Origin of the sequence: Butyrivibrio sp. INlla16, assembly GCF_900104155.1 — a bacterium.
In the GTDB taxonomy this organism is placed as follows: Bacteria; Bacillota; Clostridia; order Lachnospirales; family Lachnospiraceae; genus Butyrivibrio.
The window spans coordinates 45,192-63,014 of the sequence record NZ_FMYB01000018.1 but is presented as its reverse complement, the minus strand read 5'-3'; the positions used below and the strand labels follow the sequence as shown (position 1 = coordinate 63,014).

The 17,823-nt window shown below is 41.4% G+C and carries 16 protein-coding genes; 11 read left to right on the top strand and 5 right to left on the bottom strand.

Annotation, left to right across the window (positions count from 1 at the left end):
* Position 1: 1 nt before the first annotated feature.
* Positions 2–775, top strand: coding sequence for an ABC transporter ATP-binding protein (locus tag BLR42_RS10195; RefSeq protein WP_026497734.1), 774 nt, complete (start codon positions 2–4; stop codon positions 773–775).
* A gap of 26 nt (positions 776–801) precedes the next feature.
* Here the strand turns inward: BLR42_RS10195 and BLR42_RS10190 are convergent, their stop codons facing one another.
* From BLR42_RS10190 to BLR42_RS10180, 3 genes are all read right to left on the bottom strand, one after another.
* Positions 802–1,239 (bottom strand): aspartate carbamoyltransferase regulatory subunit, encoded by a 438-nt coding sequence (locus BLR42_RS10190; RefSeq protein WP_022761504.1) that lies wholly within the window; start codon positions 1,237–1,239, stop codon positions 802–804.
* Positions 1,240–1,256: 17 nt separating this feature from the next.
* Positions 1,257–2,213 carry an aspartate carbamoyltransferase gene (gene pyrB / locus BLR42_RS10185; RefSeq protein WP_091868795.1) on the bottom strand — a complete coding sequence of 319 codons (957 nt, stop codon included), beginning with the start codon at positions 2,211–2,213 and terminating at the stop codon, positions 1,257–1,259.
* An 86-nt stretch (positions 2,214–2,299) separates the two neighbouring features.
* The gene (locus tag BLR42_RS10180; protein WP_022761506.1) at positions 2,300–3,328 is read right to left on the bottom strand and encodes a DUF5050 domain-containing protein; all 1,029 of its coding nucleotides are present in this window, start codon (positions 3,326–3,328) and stop codon (positions 2,300–2,302) included.
* Between the two features lie 146 nt (positions 3,329–3,474).
* Here BLR42_RS10180 and BLR42_RS10175 point away from each other — a divergent pair, with 146 nt between their 5' ends.
* The 6 genes from BLR42_RS10175 to BLR42_RS10150 all read left to right on the top strand — a co-directional run bounded on the left by BLR42_RS10175 (position 3,475) and on the right by BLR42_RS10150 (position 11,243).
* Positions 3,475–5,094 carry a DUF815 domain-containing protein gene (locus tag BLR42_RS10175; protein ID WP_170832716.1) on the top strand — a complete coding sequence of 540 codons (1,620 nt, stop codon included), beginning with the start codon at positions 3,475–3,477 and terminating at the stop codon, positions 5,092–5,094.
* Between the two features lie 34 nt (positions 5,095–5,128).
* Positions 5,129–6,673, top strand: a complete 1,545-nt coding sequence (locus BLR42_RS10170; protein ID WP_091868739.1) for a Ppx/GppA phosphatase family protein — start codon at positions 5,129–5,131, stop codon at positions 6,671–6,673.
* Between the two features lie 60 nt (positions 6,674–6,733).
* Positions 6,734–8,902 (top strand): RNA degradosome polyphosphate kinase, encoded by a 2,169-nt coding sequence (locus tag BLR42_RS10165; protein WP_170832715.1) that lies wholly within the window; start codon positions 6,734–6,736, stop codon positions 8,900–8,902.
* Positions 8,903–8,956: 54 nt separating this feature from the next.
* Positions 8,957–9,541, top strand: coding sequence for a Maf family protein (locus BLR42_RS10160; RefSeq protein ID WP_091868735.1), 585 nt, complete (start codon positions 8,957–8,959; stop codon positions 9,539–9,541).
* A gap of 50 nt (positions 9,542–9,591) precedes the next feature.
* On the top strand, positions 9,592–9,846 hold the full coding sequence (locus BLR42_RS10155; RefSeq protein WP_022761511.1) for a hypothetical protein: 255 nt from the start codon (positions 9,592–9,594) through the stop codon (positions 9,844–9,846).
* 164 nt (positions 9,847–10,010) lie between these two features.
* Positions 10,011–11,243: a leucine-rich repeat domain-containing protein gene (locus tag BLR42_RS10150; RefSeq protein WP_091868733.1), complete on the top strand. Its 1,233-nt coding sequence runs from the start codon at positions 10,011–10,013 to the stop codon at positions 11,241–11,243.
* Between the two features lie 82 nt (positions 11,244–11,325).
* Here BLR42_RS10150 and BLR42_RS22695 read toward each other — a convergent pair whose 3' ends face one another.
* A complete protein-coding gene (locus tag BLR42_RS22695; RefSeq protein WP_022761513.1) occupies positions 11,326–11,490 on the bottom strand; it encodes a hypothetical protein in 165 nt (54 codons plus the stop codon).
* 244 nt (positions 11,491–11,734) lie between these two features.
* Here BLR42_RS22695 and BLR42_RS10145 point away from each other — a divergent pair, with 244 nt between their 5' ends.
* From BLR42_RS10145 to BLR42_RS10130, 4 genes are all read left to right on the top strand, one after another.
* Positions 11,735–13,846, top strand: a complete 2,112-nt coding sequence (locus BLR42_RS10145; RefSeq protein WP_091868732.1) for a helicase-related protein — start codon at positions 11,735–11,737, stop codon at positions 13,844–13,846.
* Between the two features lie 2 nt (positions 13,847–13,848).
* A complete protein-coding gene (locus BLR42_RS10140; protein WP_330387341.1) occupies positions 13,849–14,787 on the top strand; it encodes a DMT family transporter in 939 nt (312 codons plus the stop codon).
* Positions 14,788–15,008: 221 nt separating this feature from the next.
* Positions 15,009–15,746, top strand: coding sequence for a queuosine precursor transporter (locus BLR42_RS10135; protein ID WP_091868730.1), 738 nt, complete (start codon positions 15,009–15,011; stop codon positions 15,744–15,746).
* Positions 15,743–16,486 carry a hypothetical protein gene (locus BLR42_RS10130; protein ID WP_091868728.1) on the top strand — a complete coding sequence of 248 codons (744 nt, stop codon included), beginning with the start codon at positions 15,743–15,745 and terminating at the stop codon, positions 16,484–16,486. Before BLR42_RS10135 ends, BLR42_RS10130 begins: the two co-directional genes overlap by 4 nt.
* A 5-nt stretch (positions 16,487–16,491) precedes the next feature.
* Here BLR42_RS10130 and BLR42_RS10125 read toward each other — a convergent pair whose 3' ends face one another.
* Positions 16,492–17,823 (bottom strand): hypothetical protein, encoded by a 1,332-nt coding sequence (locus tag BLR42_RS10125; protein WP_091868726.1) that lies wholly within the window; start codon positions 17,821–17,823, stop codon positions 16,492–16,494.

Here is a 17,823-nt window from a genome sequence, read left to right as displayed (position 1 = left end):
TATGCTGGAACTGAAATCAATTTATAAAAATTACAATCCCGGCACTGTCAATGAGATGTGCCTCTTTGATGACTTCAATCTGATAGTTCCGGATGGACAGTTTGTTGCTGTAGTTGGAAGTAATGGTTCAGGCAAGACCTCAATGCTCAATATTATCTGCGGATCAATTCAGGCCGATAGAGGAGAAATACTTGTCAATGGTGAAAATATCACCAATGAGCGTGACTATCAGAGACATAGAACAATAGGCAGAGTTTACCAGGATCCATCAAAGGGAACATGTCCGTCCATGAATATTCTGGAGAATATGTCCATCGCTGATAATAAGGGCAAGATTTTCGGACTACAGGCAGGCGTTAATCATAAGCGCAAGGATTACTACAGAGATCTTCTGAAAAGCTTGGGACTTGGCCTGGAGGATAAACTGTATACAAAGGTTGGTTCTCTTTCAGGTGGTCAGCGCCAGGCTGTGGCGCTTCTTATGAGTACGATGACACCGCTTGAGTTTCTTATTTTGGACGAGCACACTGCTGCGCTCGATCCTAAAACGGCGGATATCATTATGGAACTTACGGATAAAATTGTCAGAGAGAAAAAGGTTACAACCATTATGGTTACTCATAACCTTCGATATGCTACGGAGTATGGTGACAGACTTCTGATGATGCATGAAGGATCAATAATTCTTGATAAATCAGGTGAAGACAAGAAAAAGATGAAGCCTGAAGAAATAATGCATTTGTTCAATGAAATCAGTGTTGAATGCGGTAACTGAGATTATAAAAAAGGCGCTAAGAGCAATCAGCTCTTAGCGCTTTCTGTATATTTCTCATCGCAGTATTTACAGCGATATATTTCTTTTTCTTCATCAGCCAGGTAGAAGATATGCGGAAGCTCCTGCTCGATTGAAGAGATGCATCTGGGATTGTGACACTTTATTACATTCTTTATCTCGTGAGGAAGGAAAAGGGCTCTCTTTTCAACAATCTCACCTTCTTTAATTACATTTACGGTTATGTTATGGTCGATGAAAGCCAGAACCGCAAGATCCAGAGTATCAATATCACACTCGACCTTCAGAATATCCTTCTTGCCCATAACATTGCTTCTTGCATTTTTTATGATGGCAACGGTGCAGTCCAGTCTGTCGAGTCCCAGATGATGATAAATCTGCATGCTGCGTCCGGCTTTTATATGATCTAAAACGAAACCTTCTTCGATTTTTCCTACATTAAGCATATTGTATCCTTTCTAAATTACCATTCCCTTAACAATCCATGATTCATATGTGCATCGGTCTTATCAAGGAGCGTCAGTATCAAAGCCATTCTCACATACAATCCATATTGAACCTGCTTGAAATATGCAGCTCTCGGATCCTTGTCCACTTCAACTGAAATCTCGTTTACTCTGGGAAGCGGATGGAGGATATGCATATCCTTTTTTGCTAACTCCATTTTTTCCTCATTGAGTATGTAGAAGTCACGCAGGCGAATGTAGTCCTCTTCATTGAAGAAACGCTCTTTCTGCACTCTGGTCATGTATAACAGATCCAGTCTTGGCATTACGTCTTCAAGCTTTATTACTTCTTCATACGTTATGTTGTTTTCCTTTAACATGTCTGTGATGTAATCCGGAACACGAAGTTCGTTAGGAGAGATGAAAATAAAATGGATATCCCTGTAACGAACAAGTGCATTTATAAGAGAATGGACGGTTCTGCCGAATTTAAGATCGCCGCAGAGACCAATAGTGAAACCTGAAAGAGTTCCGTGTAAGGAACGAATTGTTAGCAGATCTGTAAGAGTTTGGGTAGGGTGGTGATGACCGCCGTCGCCGGCATTAATAACAGGAATAATGGAATTCGCCGCAGCTACCATCGGAGCCCCCTCCTTGGGATGACGCATGGCACATATATCGGCAAAACTGGAAATAACACGGATAGTATCGGCGACACTTTCGCCTTTTGAAACGGATGAACTGGAGGCATCGGCAAAACCGATTATCTGACCGCCGAGTCTGAGCATTGCGGTCTCGAAACTGAGTCTTGTTCTGGTACTGGGTTCGTAGAAACAGGTTGCGAGGATATTACCGTCGCATTTGTGCGCATAGGCGCTCATGTTGCGCTCGATATCACCGGCTGTGTCAAATAATTCTTCAAGCTCTTCTACAGTGAAATCAAGCGGTCGCATCATGTGTCTTAGATTGTTCATCATAGATTCTGCACTCCCATATAAAACTGATTAGTTTTTTTCTTTAATCAATTATATATGTTTGTGCCAAGTTGTCTAGACCATTTTTACTTGTTCAGAGGAAGGAATGTGCTGACAACGTCGGAGCCGTCAACAGGAACGTGATACATTACATTCTCAACATCAAATGGCTTGAAATACAGATACTTCGAGGTGAGACTGAGTGCGTGGAAAATACCTTCAGCGATTACGGCATTGTTAGAGCCGTCAAGCTTCATGACTCTTAAAGTCTGATTGCCGGGTTCTGAAGTGGCGTAGAAGATATTGAATTCGTTCATGTTGTAAAAATCCACTCTGGAGTCGGTAAGTACACTGGTTTCGCCGCTGGAGAGATTTGTGCGGCAGAGCCTGTAATGATGAGCAGCATCGATGTAATAAACAAAACCATTCTGAACAATGGGCTGCCAGATATTACCACTCAGAAGAATGCTGGAAGTATCTTCTGAAAGAGTGTCCATAACGTGAAGATCGTGATCAAGATCAACACCGCTGTAATAGATTTTTCCGTCGAGGGCGCATGAGGGGTCAAGCTTTTCAGCTGTAACAAGGCTCTGGTTTCGCTCATCAATTCTTATTTTATTCAGTCCTGCCTTATTACCGTTGTCAACGTTATAGTAGAGATAACTACCTACAAGCTGAACGGAGGAGATATATTCTCTGTCAAGAACCTCCTGCTTTTCACCGTCAAGCTGGCTTCGATATAAGCCATAGAAAACGGATACATTTCCAAGTCCTTTCAGCTTGCTGTTTGATACATTTTTCTTGGAGTAATCAAGGTAAAAGTAAATGTATTTACCTGCACCTACGATATGACTTGTATTCATGGAAGTAAGCTGCTTAACATCTGTTTCATCCGGATTCATGGAGTAGAGACAGTCATTTCCGAGAGGGTTTGAAAAATAAACCTTTCCGTCCATCTCAAGGAAAAGTCCGCCATTATAAAGATTGCCGGGAGTATTGCCCACGACATTTTCATCATTCATAGGAACACGTTTGGAAATAAAGTAAATTAACAAGCCTACAGTAATGGCTGTGATAAAGATTGAAAAAAATATAAGAAAGGTTCTGCTTTTCATAAAAGATCACCTCATAAGGGCTAAAACACGATGCAAATTTTATAAACTATATTTTATAAAGTATAACACGATTTTTAGCATGAATACCATTAACTTTCCCTTAAATTATGGTACAATTCTAATAACAAAATTAGGAGATTTTAGGTATGGATTTAAATGAACTTCGAAGTGACATAGACCAAATTGATTCGCAGCTAATAGCTCTGTTTGAAAAGAGAATGACTGTCAGCGAGAAGATAGCTGATTACAAGATACAGGCTAAAAAAAGCATTTTTGATAAGAACAGGGAAAACCTGAAACTGGAGAACGTAAAGTCACTTGTAGGGAGTGATGAAAATAGGGAGCCTACAGGAGAACTCTTTGAAAAGATTATGGAGATAAGTCGTAAGAGGCAGTATGAGAGGCTCTCAGCTAACGGCGTGACAGACGAAAATGCCGAGACCGATCCCGCTTACAGGGAGCTTAATTCAAACAATAATTCGCTGATACTATTTAGAAATGCGACAGATCAGCAGACTTATCTTCGTGACAATCTTGTAATTCTTTCGGATAAAAAACTTGCGGATGCTCATTTTTCTAAGGAAGAGCAGGAAGAGCTTATTCATTCCATGATGAGTATTCTGATTGAAGAATCTGCAAGACGTGGTTTTTACGGGAATCTTTGGCATACCTTTCTGGCACTTCTTCTTGTTTCAGATGAAAATGCATATAGCATGGCAGATGAGATGCGAGGAGACATGGGAGGAACGATAAAGGAACTTGCTCTTCATGATCTTTCCTGTTTTAAAAAATGGTTTGATATCGATTTTTCGGATATGACAGAAAGACTTCATGTGCCTGAGTTTAACTCTTTATTCACCTATGAGGTGGGGAATGCTGAGAGTAAAGTGTTCAATACCAGAGTAAGGGACAGAATATGTGAACTTGCAGTTGATCTTGCCAGATGCTCCAATGCAGAGGAGATGCTTAAGGAACTGACATTATTCTACAAACACTACGGAGTCGGTAAATTCGGACTTCATAAAGCATTCAGGGTGAGACATGAAGATGCCGGAGCTGTCATAGAGCCGATCAGAAATATCAGACATGTGGAATTGAAGGATCTTGTAGGCTACGAGATTGCCAAACAAAAACTGATCGATAACACGGAGGCTTTTGTTTCGGGGAAGAAGGCAAATAACTGTCTTCTTTACGGAGATGCCGGCACCGGAAAGTCATCAAGTATCAAAGCCATTGCCAATGAGTACTACGACAGGGGCCTTAGAATAATCGAAATCTATAAGCATCAATTCAAGGATTTGAATGATGTTATTGCACAGATAAAGGGACGTAATTACAAATTTATTATTTATATGGATGATCTCAGTTTTGAAGAATTCGAGACTGACTATAAGTATCTGAAAGCTGTCATCGAGGGAGGACTGGAGAAGAAGCCCGAGAACGTGCTCATCTATGCAACCTCCAACAGAAGGCACCTGATAAGGGAGAGTTTCAAGGATAAGCCTGCTGTACTTGATGATGACCTTCACAGGAATGATACAGTTCAGGAAAAGCTGTCACTGGCTAATCGTTTTGGTGTAACTATTTATTTCGGAGCACCCGAGATGAAAGAATACGATGAGATTGTCAGGGTACTGGCTGATCGGAACGGAATCAATATGCCTGAGGCTGAGCTTATTGCAGAAGCACGCAAGTGGGAGATGAATCACGGTGGGCTCTCCGGCAGAACCGCTCAGCAATTCATCGATTATCTATTGGGTAAATGAATCTTATCGGGCAATTGAAAACAGGGGGTAATTTATGGCGACAGATGTATTTGCGGCAGTAGACATGGGCTCCTACGCTTTGGACATGAAAATATTTGAAATGTCGCAGAAAAAGGGAGTTAAGGAAATCGATCATGTGAGCCACAAAATCGACCTGGGAACGGAAACATATGCGACAGGTCAGATTTCTGCTACTCACATGGATGAACTTATCAGAATTCTTACTGATTACAACAAGATCATGGAAGGCTACGGAGTTACGCGTTATCAGGCCTATGGAACGAGCGCGATGCGTGAGACCAAGGACACTGATACTGTTCTGGAACTTTTGAGACAGCGCACAGGGCTTGAAATAGATATTCTGAGTAATTCCGAGCAGAGATTCCTTGATTATAAATCGGTTGCTCTTAATAACGAACGATTTTTTAAATTCCTTGAAAAACCAACTGCTATTGTTGATGTCGGCGGAGGTAGTATCCAGATATCTCTTTTCGAGAATGATACCCTTGTGACTACTCAGCAGCTGCGGCTTGGTGTTCTTCGTCTATATTCCACCATGCAGCAGATTCAGCCCGGTCACAGCAAGTTTCCGATGCTTGTGCAGGAACTCGTTGAATCCCAGCTGAATGTCTTTGCAAAGATGCATCTTAAAGACAGAAAAATAGAGAATGTTATTTTAATTGACGATTACGTATCACCTGTTCTGCAAAGAATAAACCTTGGTATGGAGGAAAAAGGATACGCATCGGCCAAGGAATTTGTGTATTATATGGGAACTTTGGCCAACAAATCTCTTACTGATATTTCCAAAAAGCTTGGCCTTCCACAGGATAATCTGATGCTCATGTATGTATCGGGACTTCTTGTGAGTAACATTGTTGCGATGCTTAAGGCAGAGACTATCTGGGCGCCCGGAGGGACACTCTGCGACGGTATCGCTTTCGAGTATGCCGAGAGGAAAAAATATATCAAGAGTTCTCATGATTTCGAGCAGGATATTGTTGCATGCGCACAGAATATTTCGCGAAGATACATGGGAAGTAAGCAGAGAAGTGAGACACTTCAATCAATAGCACTTAGTATTTTTGACAGCATGAAAAAGGTTCACGGACTGGGAAAAAGAGAACGTTTGTTATTGCAAATCTGTACAATCCTTCATGACTGCGGAAAATACATAAGCATGGTTAATCTCGGTGACTGCTCCTACAACATAATAATGTCTACGGAGATTATCGGAATATCCCATTTGGAGAGATCGATAGTTGCCAATGTAGTAAGGTTTAATCATGACGACTTTGAATATTATAAGGGCGGAGGATACAGATTCCACGGAATAGACCACGACGCGTATCTTACCATCGCTAAGCTCACCGCTATTTTGAGAATAGCCAACGGCCTTGACAGAACTCATAAACAGAAATTTAAGAATGTCAGAGTTGCAGTAAAGGACAAGGAACTTGAAATAACGGTTGATACCATGGCTGATATTTCCCTTGAAAAAGGTTTGTTCGGAGCAAGGGGAAGCTTCTTTGAGCAGGTATACGGAATAAAACCTGTAATACGACAAAAACGCTTTTGATGAATAAGACAGCAGTTACTTTTTACAGATGATTGCCCATAGGGGCTTATGAGGGACAATATGGCAGCAAAAAAGAAAAATACAACTACAAATGAAAGCGGTATTCCTAATTTCTATAATGATGAGTACTACATTAACAGAGAGCTTAGCTGGCTTGCGTTCAACAGCAGATGTCTTTCCGAGGCAAAGGATAAGTCGACACCTCTCTTTGAAAAGCTGAAATTCCTTAGTATTACATCCAGCAATCTGGACGAGTTTTTCATGGTCCGTGTGGCTTCCCTTAAGGATATGATAAATGCCGGTTATAAGAAGCCGGATATAGCGGGAATGTCACCAAAGCAGCAGTTGGATGAGGTCACCGATGCTGTTCATGATTTTGTTGTTGAACAGTACAAAATATACAACCGGCTGTTATTGCCGGAGCTTAGTGCAAACGGTGTTGAAATTGTAAAGGATTATAAAAAGCTTGCCCCTGAGGAAGCAGACTATATAGACAGATATTTTGATGATTTCGTATATCCTGTTCTTACTCCGATGGCGGTGGATTCGTCGAGACCCTTCCCGCTTATCAGAAATAAGACACTGAATATCGGTGCGCTTGTCAAAGGTAAGGACAATGATGATGAGATGGAATTCGCCATGGTTCAGGTTCCGTCGGTTCTGCCCAGAATAATGGAAATTCCCGAGATCAGCGGAGTAAGAAAAATAATTCTCCTTGAGCAGATTATAGAGAGAAATATTCATAAGCTTTTCCTTAATTACGATATTGTGTGCTGTCATCCCTTCAGAGTTGGAAGAAATGCAGACCTTTCAATTGATGAGGATGAGGCAGAGGATCTTCTGAAGGAAATTGAGAAACAGCTGAAAAGACGCCAGTGGGGACAGGCGATAAGACTTGAGATTGAGAAGGGCTTTGATAAGAGACTTCTTAAGCTGCTTGTTGACGAGCTTAAGGTTGAGCAGCGAGAGGTCTATACTGTAGACGGACCGCTTGATCTGACCTTCCTCATGAAGATGTATGGCATAGAGGGCTTTGACTATCTCAAAGAGCATGGCTATAATCCACCTGCCCCGGTTATTCAGCTTCCGGCTGACAGGGATATCTTTGAGTGCATAAGAGAGGGTGATATTCTGATGCACCATCCCTACGAGAGCTTTGATCCGGTAGTAAGATTTGTGGAAACTGCAGCATCAGACCCTGCGGTTCTTGCCATTAAGCAGACTCTTTACAGAGTAAGCGGTAATTCACCTATTATTGCTGCTCTTGCAAAAGCTGCTGACAACGGCAAACAGGTATCTGTACTGGTTGAGCTTAAAGCCCGTTTTGATGAAGAGAATAATATCGTCTGGGCGAAGATGCTTGAGAAAGCAGGCTGTCACGTTATTTATGGATTAAAGGGACTGAAGACCCATAGTAAGATAACACTTGTTGTTAGAAAAGAAGAAGACGGTATCAGGCGTTATGTTCACCTGGCAACAGGTAACTATAATGACTCAACTGCAAAACTGTACACTGACGTCGGTATGTTTACCTGCGCTGAAGCCTACGGCGAAGATGCTACCGCTGTATTTAACATGCTTTCCGGTTATTCTGAGCCGGTAGTATGGAACAAACTGACACTGGCACCTTTGTGGCTTAAGGACAGAATTCTTGATCTGATCAAAAGAGAAGCAGATCATGCCAGAAACGGTGAGCCTGCACATATCGTTGCTAAGATGAATTCAATATGTCATAAGGATGTTATCGCAGCACTCTATGAAGCAAGCAATGCCGGAGTAAAAATCGATCTTATTGTGAGGGGTATATGCTGTCTTAGGACCGGAATTCCCGGTATCAGTGATAATATAAGAGTTCGCTCTATAGTAGGTAACTTCCTTGAACATAGCCGTATATTCTACTTTGAAAACGGCGGAAGTCCTGAGTACTACGCATCAAGTGCTGACTGGATGCCAAGAAACCTAGAGCGCCGTGTGGAGATTATGTTCCCTGTTGAAAATCCCGCACTTCGGGAAAAACTATGGCATATTCTCGACTGCGAGCTTCGGGACAATGTTAAAGCTCATGTCATGAATGAAAAGGGCGAATATATCAAGGTAACAAAGAGAGGAGCGGATCCCCTTAATTCCCAGAAGCTTTTCGGAAATGAGGCAACCGAACTTGGAAAGCCTAAGAACATTACAGAGAGCAGAGTCTTCGAACCGGAATACAGGGACGACCACGGACTATAATATGCCTTCCCCAAAAGGGGGAAGGTGTCAGCGCAGCTGACGGATGAGGGTTAAATGAAATATATACTTGCATCAGGGTCCCCCAGAAGAAAAGAACTTCTGGGCTCCCTGGGGATAAATTTTGAAATAATACCCGCGACGGGTGAAGAAATCATAACGAGCGAAGTACCTTCGGAAGTTGTTACTTCTCTTTCGAAGCAAAAAGCTAAAGAGATTTTTCATAAAGTTTTAAGAGATAATAAAGACACTGTCGTTGTAATTGGTTCAGATACCGTTGTATCATATAAAGAGAAAATACTTGGTAAGCCAAAGGATAGGAAGGATGCCGGGCAGATGATCTCGGACATCGCCGGAACAACGCATGAGGTGTACACCGGAGTAAGCGTTGTATACGGAGATAATTCCGATGAAAAGGAATTCACTTTTTATGAATGTACAAAAGTAAAAGTGTTCCCAATGTCAGAGGATGAAATAGAAGCCTATCTTGATACGGATGAGCCCTACGACAAGGCCGGAGCTTACGGAATCCAGGGACTTTTCGGAAAGTTCGTGGAAGGCATCGAGGGTGATTATAACAACGTGGTGGGACTTCCGCTCTCAAGGCTTTATCAGGAATTAAAAGCAAGAAACATTATATAACCACTTTAAGCACGGGTACTTATTATCACCTGTGGGAAAGCGAGCTATGTATGCACGAATATGATGATGCGGTTTTAAATTGTTTTTTGGAAAATCAGGGACAGCTTTTTTCTGAAAATGTGGCTGAGTCTCCGGAAGAAGCAGAGGCCTTTCTTGAAGATTGCATGGCTGTAGTCGTGGATTCACCTGAGGAAGTAGAAGAATACTTTGAAGAAGCAGGCCTTGATCCCGGTGATGGGGATGTTATGGAAGCGTCAGAAGTGTTTGACATCGGTGATGGCAGATACCTTATTGTTGAAGGATAATATAATAACCAAAAGTTAATAAATACTTTAGGGAATATGCATTGTTTGTATATTCCCATTTTTTTACAATTAAATATGTGAAAGTGTCGTGATTTTGGCTGCTAAGTTACGATTAGCGTCTAATGCAGAAGGAATGTTTTTCACAGAAAAGGAGTTGATGGAAGATGAAAGAAGCAACAAGTAACAAAAAAGCTATAAAACGAATAGTAAGTAGTGTAATGGCATTGGCTGTGGCCCTCTGCATGTGCATGGTTGCTATGCCGATGAGGGTATTGGCTGTAGGCGAGGCTTTTATGATTGATAATACAGGCAATGTGAATGGTGCAACAGCTGATATTGGGAGTGGACAGCTAAAAGAAGGAACAAGAGCTGAACATATTGAGTATGATTTAAGTACAAGTACATTAACAATTAAAAATGCTCAGTTTAGTGATTTTGGATTTTCCGTATCAGGACAAACAATAAAGGTCATAGGAGATAATTCTACAGATTATTTAGGAATAACAGACGTGCCGCTAACAATAGAATTAACAGCAGGCTCTAATTTGACAATTGGATCATTCCGTATAGCAGGTACGGAAATATCATTAGGTGATGCCCAGCAACAAAATAAAATAATAATAAAAGGTGGCAAAATAGAAGGTGGAAAAATTGTTGCTACCGAACCTACTGAAGAAAAAGTTGACGATGGAATAAAAGTCGGCGATGAAGTCCAGGAACCTGATAAGACACCCAAAGAATCCCCTACCTACAAAGTAGTTTCTACAGATGAAGATAATCGTTCAGTAACCTACGAGAAGCCTGCTGAAAATGCCAGCGGAACAGAGACGGTTAAGGCTACCGTTACTCTTGCTGACAAAAAAGAATATAAAGTAACCGGTATAGGTGAAGGTGCATTTGCTAACTTTGGTGGAAAAGATAATATCACCGGAATTGTTATCAGTGACAGCGTAGAAGAAATCGGAGCCGGTGCTTGTAAGGACTGCAAAAATCTTGAGTCAGTCAAGATTGGAAGCGGAGTAAAGAAAATCGGAGCTAATGCTTTTGCAGGCTGCGCAGCGCTTACCACTGCAGATCTTACCGATAATGTTGAAGAAATCGGTGCTTCGGCATTTTCAGATTGTGCCAAGCTTAAATCACTTACAATCGGTAAGAAGGTTAAGAAGATCGGTGCCAAGGCTTATTACAACTGCTCAGGATTAAAGAACATTAAAGTTAAGTCAACTTATCTCACCAAGAAGTCCAAGGTTGGGAAAAAGGCATTTTTCAAAATCAATAAGAAGGCTAAGGTTAAGGTGAAGATGAGCAAGGGTGATGCAAAGAAATTTAAGGTAAAGACAATTAAAGTCTTCAAAAACAAGAGCATTGGATATGTTAAGACCTGGAAGGTAAGCTGATTTTCTGAATTGAAGAAATAAATAAAGCCGGTAGGCGTACTTGATAATCAAGCTGCCTGCCGGCTTTTCATTATATTCAGCTTCACCATACAAAGGTTACCGCGTTAGCTACATCTTCGGTGATTGTGTTGTCTTTAACCAGCTTCTTGAGCCAGATATCAAGGTTATCTGCCTTGTGGTTTGTCTGGATAAAGTGGATGCTTTTGCCTTCTACATTTGTTGAAAGAAAGAGTTCATACATATACATTGGTGAGAAACCTCCATTAAAAAATTCTCTGTTTTTCTTTCATTCATCTTGGCCATTTGAATGTTCTTTTTCGCTTACAGAAGATATATCGATGGGCACCCCGAAAAACTTTAGCCTGTTTTTTAATGTTTTTTTATTTTTTTTATAAGATGTTTTGTGAAAATTATTTTCAAAAACAGCAATAGAAAATCCATATATGGTATCATGCATATAAACTAATATGACATATACATAGGAGTATTGAATGGCTTCTAAGAAGTATCAGAACAGGTTTGCCAGGAAAAAAGCAAAATTTAAAAATGAGATCAGAAATGCAGATGCAGCGTTCCCAAGGCAGGAGTTTGATGCCTATTGGGATAAGCATATAGCTGAAATAGGACGGGATGTTCTTTTATTTTGCAGAAGTGCCCTTCGAACGGAGAGATTCCATGTTGACGGAAAGACGGCATATGGAAAAGTACAAAAGCAGGAGCTCTATAGAGGTAATATTGAAAAGTTCTGTAAACAGCTTTCGGGGAAAATGCATCCTTCGCTTCTTACTGAATTTTTCCCGGGAATTCCGCATGCAATTTACGAGCATTTACTTGAAGCACAAGATCCAGCCATAGTCACCTTTGTCTCTAAGACAAGAGAAAAAGCAGCTTCAAGGCTCATAATTAAGTATCTGAGAAAGACCAGGAAAATATGGGACTTAGTTACATATCTTCAGGATAATCTGACGGAAGAGGATGTGCTTACAGATCTTGGGAAAAATCCCAGATATAAATATCTGACTAAAAAGCTCATGCAGGCCATACAGGCGCAGAAACTTCTCTATGAAAATATCCAGACCTCAACACCTGATGACCTTACAACGCTCTTTCCGCTTGCAAGGCAGATGAAGAGAAAGTTCATAATCCATATCGGACCGACAAATTCAGGAAAAACTCATCAGGCGATGGAAGAGTTAAAGAAGGCCGGGAGCGGAATTTACCTTGCACCACTCAGATTACTCGCCTACGAGCAGTATGAGAGGATGAATAAAGACGGTGTTCCCTGTTCAATGATTACCGGTGAAGAGCGCATATTGATGCCGGGATCATACCATCAGGCGTCAACCATTGAGATGCTTGATATCAAGGAAGAATGGGATATGGCTGTAATAGATGAAGCCCAGATGGTTGCCGATGAGCAGCGAGGTGGCTCATGGACTACAGCTATTCTCGGAGTGAGGTCTAAACTTATTCATCTTTGCGCATCTCCTGATGCTGAGGATACTCTGATACAGATGATAGAATCCTGCGGTGATACCTATGAGATAACTTATCATGAGAGAATGACACCGCTTGTTATGGATGAAAATGCTGTGGATTTCAGCTTTCCCGAGGATGTACAAAATGGTGATGCGCTGATTGTTTTTTCAAGAAGAGATGTACACAGCGTAGCGGCAGAGCTTCAGGATAATGATATTAAATGCAGTATTATATATGGGGCACTTCCTTATGATGTCCGCCACAGGGAAGCGGAGAAATTCGCGAGCGGTGAGACAGGTGTTGTAGTTGCTACGGATGCGATAGGAATGGGCATGAATTTGCCTATAAGGCGCGTTGTTTTTCTCCAGACAGTGAAATATGACGGAAAAGATGAGAGACCGCTCAACTCCTCAGAGGTAAAGCAGATTGCCGGAAGAGCCGGAAGATATGGGATTTATGACACAGGATATGTGACCTCATATTATGATTATGAAATTATAAAGAAGTTGTTGTTCAAAAAGACTGTTCCGATAGACAGGGCTATGGTCAGCATCCCTGAGGAGTTTTTATTAAAAGACGGTAAGGTATCCACAATTCTTGAACTGTGGAATCAGATACCGGCTAACGATTTTTATGATAAGGGAGACATCTCCGAGAAAATAAAAATCGCAAAGGCGCTTGAACAAATCGCCGATGATCGTGAACTGATAAGAAAGTTTATAAGAATTCCGGCAAGCCCCGACAACAAGGATACTTTTCCCGTATATCTTGAATATTACAAGGAGCTTTCAGAAGGCAAGATGCCTGACCTTAGGAAAACGATTAAGGCGTACAGGGCTGATAATGTTGACGAAGATGATAAGGAGGCCCTTCAGGTACTTGAGATAAGCAGTGCTATCTACGACTTTTTATATTCTTTCACGAGAATATTCGGAGAAGAGGAAGCGCTCTCGGTAATATTATCCGGAAAAAGAAAGATATCCGAAAAGATTTTCACAATTCTGGATAAGCAGAATCTAAGCCTCAGAACCTGCATATACTGCGGTAAGAAGCTAAAGTGGTCCTTCAAGTTCAACATGTGTCAGGAATGTTATCGAAAAAGACAATTACTTAGAAGACATTAATAATGAGTGCTATGAATAATAAAAAATCCATATGGGCATGGTTCCCCGTAACTTTGTTAACAGCCCTTTTTTGCTGCGTGTTATGGGGAAGCGCTTTGCCGGCAATTAAAATAGCATATGAACTGTTCAGGATAGGCCCTGATGATACTGCATCAAGGCTTATGCTTGCTGGAGCAAGGTTTTTTCTGGCAGGAATTATGACGATAGCATTCGGGTCTATAATCAACCGGAAAGTACTTGTTCCCGGAAAGGGTTCGACAAAGTATATTGTAGTGCTTTCCATGGTCCAGACCGTGGGACAGTATTTCTTCTTTTTTATGTCACTGGCTCATATCACCGGCGTGCGCGGATCGATAATAAATGCGTCAGGCAATTTCTTTGCGATTCTTGTAGCGGTCTATCTGTTTCATTTTGAGAAATTTACACTGAGGAAATTTATTGGGTGTGTGATAGGATTTTGCGGAATACTGCTGATATTTGGCGGCATAAATGCCTTTGGAAGCGAAGCGGTTACACTTCAAGGCGAAGGTGCGATGCTTACAGCAGCGTTTTTCTATGCGCTTTCATCGTGTTTCATCAAGATTTATTCAAAGGAAGAAAGCCCGGTTGTTCTTAGCGGATATCAGTTCATGCTTGGCGGAGTAATTCTGTTTACAATCGGATTTTTCATGGGCGGGCACCTCATATTCGGAAGCGCAGCATGCGTGCTTAATCTTATATATATGGGATTTATTTCCGCCGGCGCTTATACCTTATGGGGGATTCTTCTAAAGCATAATCCTGTTAGCAGAGTTTCTATCCTTGGATTCATGAACCCTGTAATGGGTGTTGTTCTTTCTGCGATACTTCTTGGCGAGAAAAATGAGGCGTTCTCTGTCAGGGGAATAGTAGCTCTGGTACTTGTAGCGGCAGGAATTGTGATAGTTAATAGAAAAGAGTAAGATGACAAATTTTTATTGACATGATATTTCAAACAGTGTAAGATAGCCAAGGTCTTTTCAACACCGACAGTTCGTTTGCACCATCCTGTCGTTAAACAAAACCAGGGCTGATTGGAAATATCTATGTATTCTGATTGCTCTGCGTGCTAATGCGCAGAGCTTTTTTGATGATTCGTTGTTTCTGACCTGCTCTGAGCTTATATAAAGAGAGGTTACAGATAATGAATTTATTTCTTGGAATTTTTGAGTTGGTCGTTTGTTTTTCCGGCGTTGTAATTATGGACAGGCTTTTTGGCAAGAGGGGACTTTATACCTGGATGGCTCTTGCAGTAGTATTTGCCAACATACAGGTTTCAAAGCAGGTCGATATTGCAGGTATATCCACTGCGCTCGGCAATGTAATGTTTGCTTCAACCTATTTGGCTACAGATATCCTCAATGAAAAATACAGCGTAAAAGCCAGCAAAAATGCCGTAAAAATTGCGGCCGCTTCACTTATCGCATACATCGTTTTTGCGCAGTTCACCCAGAGCTTTATCCCCAATGCTTATGACGCTGTGGATCCCGGTATGAAGACTATTTTTGCTATGTCAGTAAGAATCACAGCTGCATCCGGTCTTATGTTTGTGCTGTCAAACTGGCTCGATGTAATCTTATATCAGAAGATTAAGGAAAAAACCAACGGAAAACACATGTGGTTTAGAAATAACATCTCCACAATCCTTTGCAATTGCGCTGAAAACTTTGCATTTTCCATTCTTGCATTTATCGGCACATATGATCTTCTTTACTGTCTTGAGATAGCAGTTGCAGGCTCACTGATTGAGATGCTTATTGCTCTTTGCGATACACCTTTCCTGTACCTTGCGAAAATCAGCAAAAAATCAGGAATTCTTATTGAAGAGGAAAACGGAGAAATCAAAGAAGATGCGGAAGATGTCACCGAGGCTGCAGCATGATACATGATCTTGTAAGATATCAGTTTGATAATAAGAGCGCCCTGCCAAGGGAAAATGTGCTTTTGGTATCACTTGGATGTTCATGGGGGAAATGCGCCTTCTGCGATTATCAGGATGATAAATCATCTTCTGTCCTGGCATGCGATGCTGTAAACAAGAAGGTTCTTAAGCAGGTAAGAGGCAAGGATATTTGCTCTTCATGCCTTGACGTAACCTGTTCTGCTTCTTATACCGAGCTTCCTTTTACCACCATGAATTACATAAGGGAAACCTGCGCGGAAAAAGGTATAAAAACCGTCATCCTTGAGGGGCATTATATTTACAGGGATAGTAATCCGTTTTTCGTAGACTTTTTTAAAGCTTACAACATCGATGTTCTTTTCAGATGCGGAGTGGAAACCTTTGATGAAAAACTCAGGGAGGACTATTTGCATAAGGGATTACCCGGTGTCACCCCTGAAGAATTATCTGCTCATTATCAGTGGATCAACCTAATGTATGGCATGCAGGGACAGACCATTGATCAGCTAAAGAAGGACATAGAGATTGGTCTTGCGCATTTTAAACGTATAAACCTGAGCATTTACACTACAGTTCCCGGAGGTCCCTTGCGGGATGTGGCTGCCATAACAGATTTTTACAGTAGTGATTTTTATAAAGAGTTACTTGATAATCCCAGGATTGATATTTTTGATGAATGGGACGAAGGTAACGATCACAATGTAGGGCATGATATTTGACTGCCCTACATCAGTTCTTTCAATTTTTTTAGCATGGATTCCTTATCCATGTAGTCAATTTCACTCATGGCTATACCGGAAGTATTTTCCGTGGCCTCTAAAAATTTTTGCTTATATTCATCTTCTGAAACGGGTTCATTCATCCAATTCCATTCGCCGTGTTCCATGGGATCCCAGCTATTATAATCGTCATCATCCGGGTATTCTGTCACATCAAAGCCGCCATATTGAGTATAGTTGATTGAGCCGTCCTTCATCTCATAGATTGTGTCGGAAGGGAGGCCCAGAGGAGCCTGGATTGCGCTGTCAAGCAGCTTGCCGGTGCCGGGAAGATAGTAGAGAGTTCCTCTGTAACCTCCGGCTGAAGCGACTCCGTCACCTAAGTCGTCATTCATAACAACGCCCTGATCATTATAGCCAACTATCATGTAGGGCTGTATTCCGGGATCTGGTCTGTTTTCATTTGTGCAGGTCGCGAATAGTTCAGGGGTGCCGTCTTCGTCAAGGTCAATCAGCTGAAAGCCGTCCCATTTAAGCGGGTCAGCCTGATCAACGATGGTGTAGTATTCTTCATAAAGATTGTAGTCAGTTTTTGCTTTGGCAGTAGGAGCAGGCATATCAAAAACTGCTTTTTCCATTACATCCGGGTCAACAAATTTGTAAGTATCCATGTAGGATTCGTATTCCTGCATGGTTATGGGCTTACCATTGTAGGTGAAGTCACTGTTTTCGTTATAGACGTCTTCCTCAGCATCGAAGTACTCAGCATAGATGCTCATCTGTTCGACAATCCTGCCCTCAGCATCATATCTGGCCAGATCCTGGTACTGCCTTCCCATATGAGAAAAGTCGCTGTGGCTGATATATGTATGTCCGTTACCTTCATAAACAGAGCAAAAAGCCGAAGTTCCGTCTCCGCAGGTAAGAAGATAAACAGATCCGTCCTTTACATCAAAAATATCAAAGCCGTAGGAAGGTTCATTGATAAGAAGTTCTTTTTCTCCGTCCTCATCAACATCGTAATAATATGCCTGCAGCTCGCCATATAGATCTATCATTTCCTGATATTTTTCCAGGAAATAGCTACCCTCTACGCGAAGCGTGTTATTCAGGTAGCTCTGATACAGAACGCGGTTGTCGTACTCTTCTGTAGTATTTTCTGTGCTGGATTCATTTGTGTTGTCAGTAGAAACTTCAACTTTTTCTGATGTTGATTCGGACTCACCGGTATTATTTTTAGCTGTGGGAGTACCACATCCGCTTACAGCAAATGCAATCGCAAGAGCCGAAAACATCGCAGCTATAACATTTATTTTTAAATACTGTTTATTTAACAT

Bases quoted from the DNA above. Each gene is read 5' to 3' on its own strand.
- BLR42_RS10195 (WP_026497734.1), top strand. From the start codon at position 2: ATGCTGGAACTGAAATCAATTTATAAAAATTACAATCCCGGCACTGTC.
- BLR42_RS10190 (WP_022761504.1), bottom strand. From the start codon at position 1,239: ATGCTTAATGTAGGAAAAATCGAAGAAGGTTTCGTTTTAGATCATATA.
- pyrB (WP_091868795.1), bottom strand. From the start codon at position 2,213: ATGAACAATCTAAGACACATGATGCGACCGCTTGATTTCACTGTAGAA.
- BLR42_RS10180 (WP_022761506.1), bottom strand. From the start codon at position 3,328: ATGAAAAGCAGAACCTTTCTTATATTTTTTTCAATCTTTATCACAGCC.
- BLR42_RS10175 (WP_170832716.1), top strand. From the start codon at position 3,475: ATGGATTTAAATGAACTTCGAAGTGACATAGACCAAATTGATTCGCAG.
- BLR42_RS10170 (WP_091868739.1), top strand. From the start codon at position 5,129: ATGGCGACAGATGTATTTGCGGCAGTAGACATGGGCTCCTACGCTTTG.
- BLR42_RS10165 (WP_170832715.1), top strand. From the start codon at position 6,734: ATGGCAGCAAAAAAGAAAAATACAACTACAAATGAAAGCGGTATTCCT.
- BLR42_RS10160 (WP_091868735.1), top strand. From the start codon at position 8,957: ATGAAATATATACTTGCATCAGGGTCCCCCAGAAGAAAAGAACTTCTG.
- BLR42_RS10155 (WP_022761511.1), top strand. From the start codon at position 9,592: ATGCACGAATATGATGATGCGGTTTTAAATTGTTTTTTGGAAAATCAG.
- BLR42_RS10150 (WP_091868733.1), top strand. From the start codon at position 10,011: ATGAAAGAAGCAACAAGTAACAAAAAAGCTATAAAACGAATAGTAAGT.
- BLR42_RS22695 (WP_022761513.1), bottom strand. From the start codon at position 11,490: ATGTATATGTATGAACTCTTTCTTTCAACAAATGTAGAAGGCAAAAGC.
- BLR42_RS10145 (WP_091868732.1), top strand. From the start codon at position 11,735: ATGGCTTCTAAGAAGTATCAGAACAGGTTTGCCAGGAAAAAAGCAAAA.
- BLR42_RS10140 (WP_330387341.1), top strand. From the start codon at position 13,849: ATGAGTGCTATGAATAATAAAAAATCCATATGGGCATGGTTCCCCGTA.
- BLR42_RS10135 (WP_091868730.1), top strand. From the start codon at position 15,009: ATGAATTTATTTCTTGGAATTTTTGAGTTGGTCGTTTGTTTTTCCGGC.
- BLR42_RS10130 (WP_091868728.1), top strand. From the start codon at position 15,743: ATGATACATGATCTTGTAAGATATCAGTTTGATAATAAGAGCGCCCTG.
- BLR42_RS10125 (WP_091868726.1), bottom strand. From the start codon at position 17,823: ATGTTAAATAAACAGTATTTAAAAATAAATGTTATAGCTGCGATGTTT.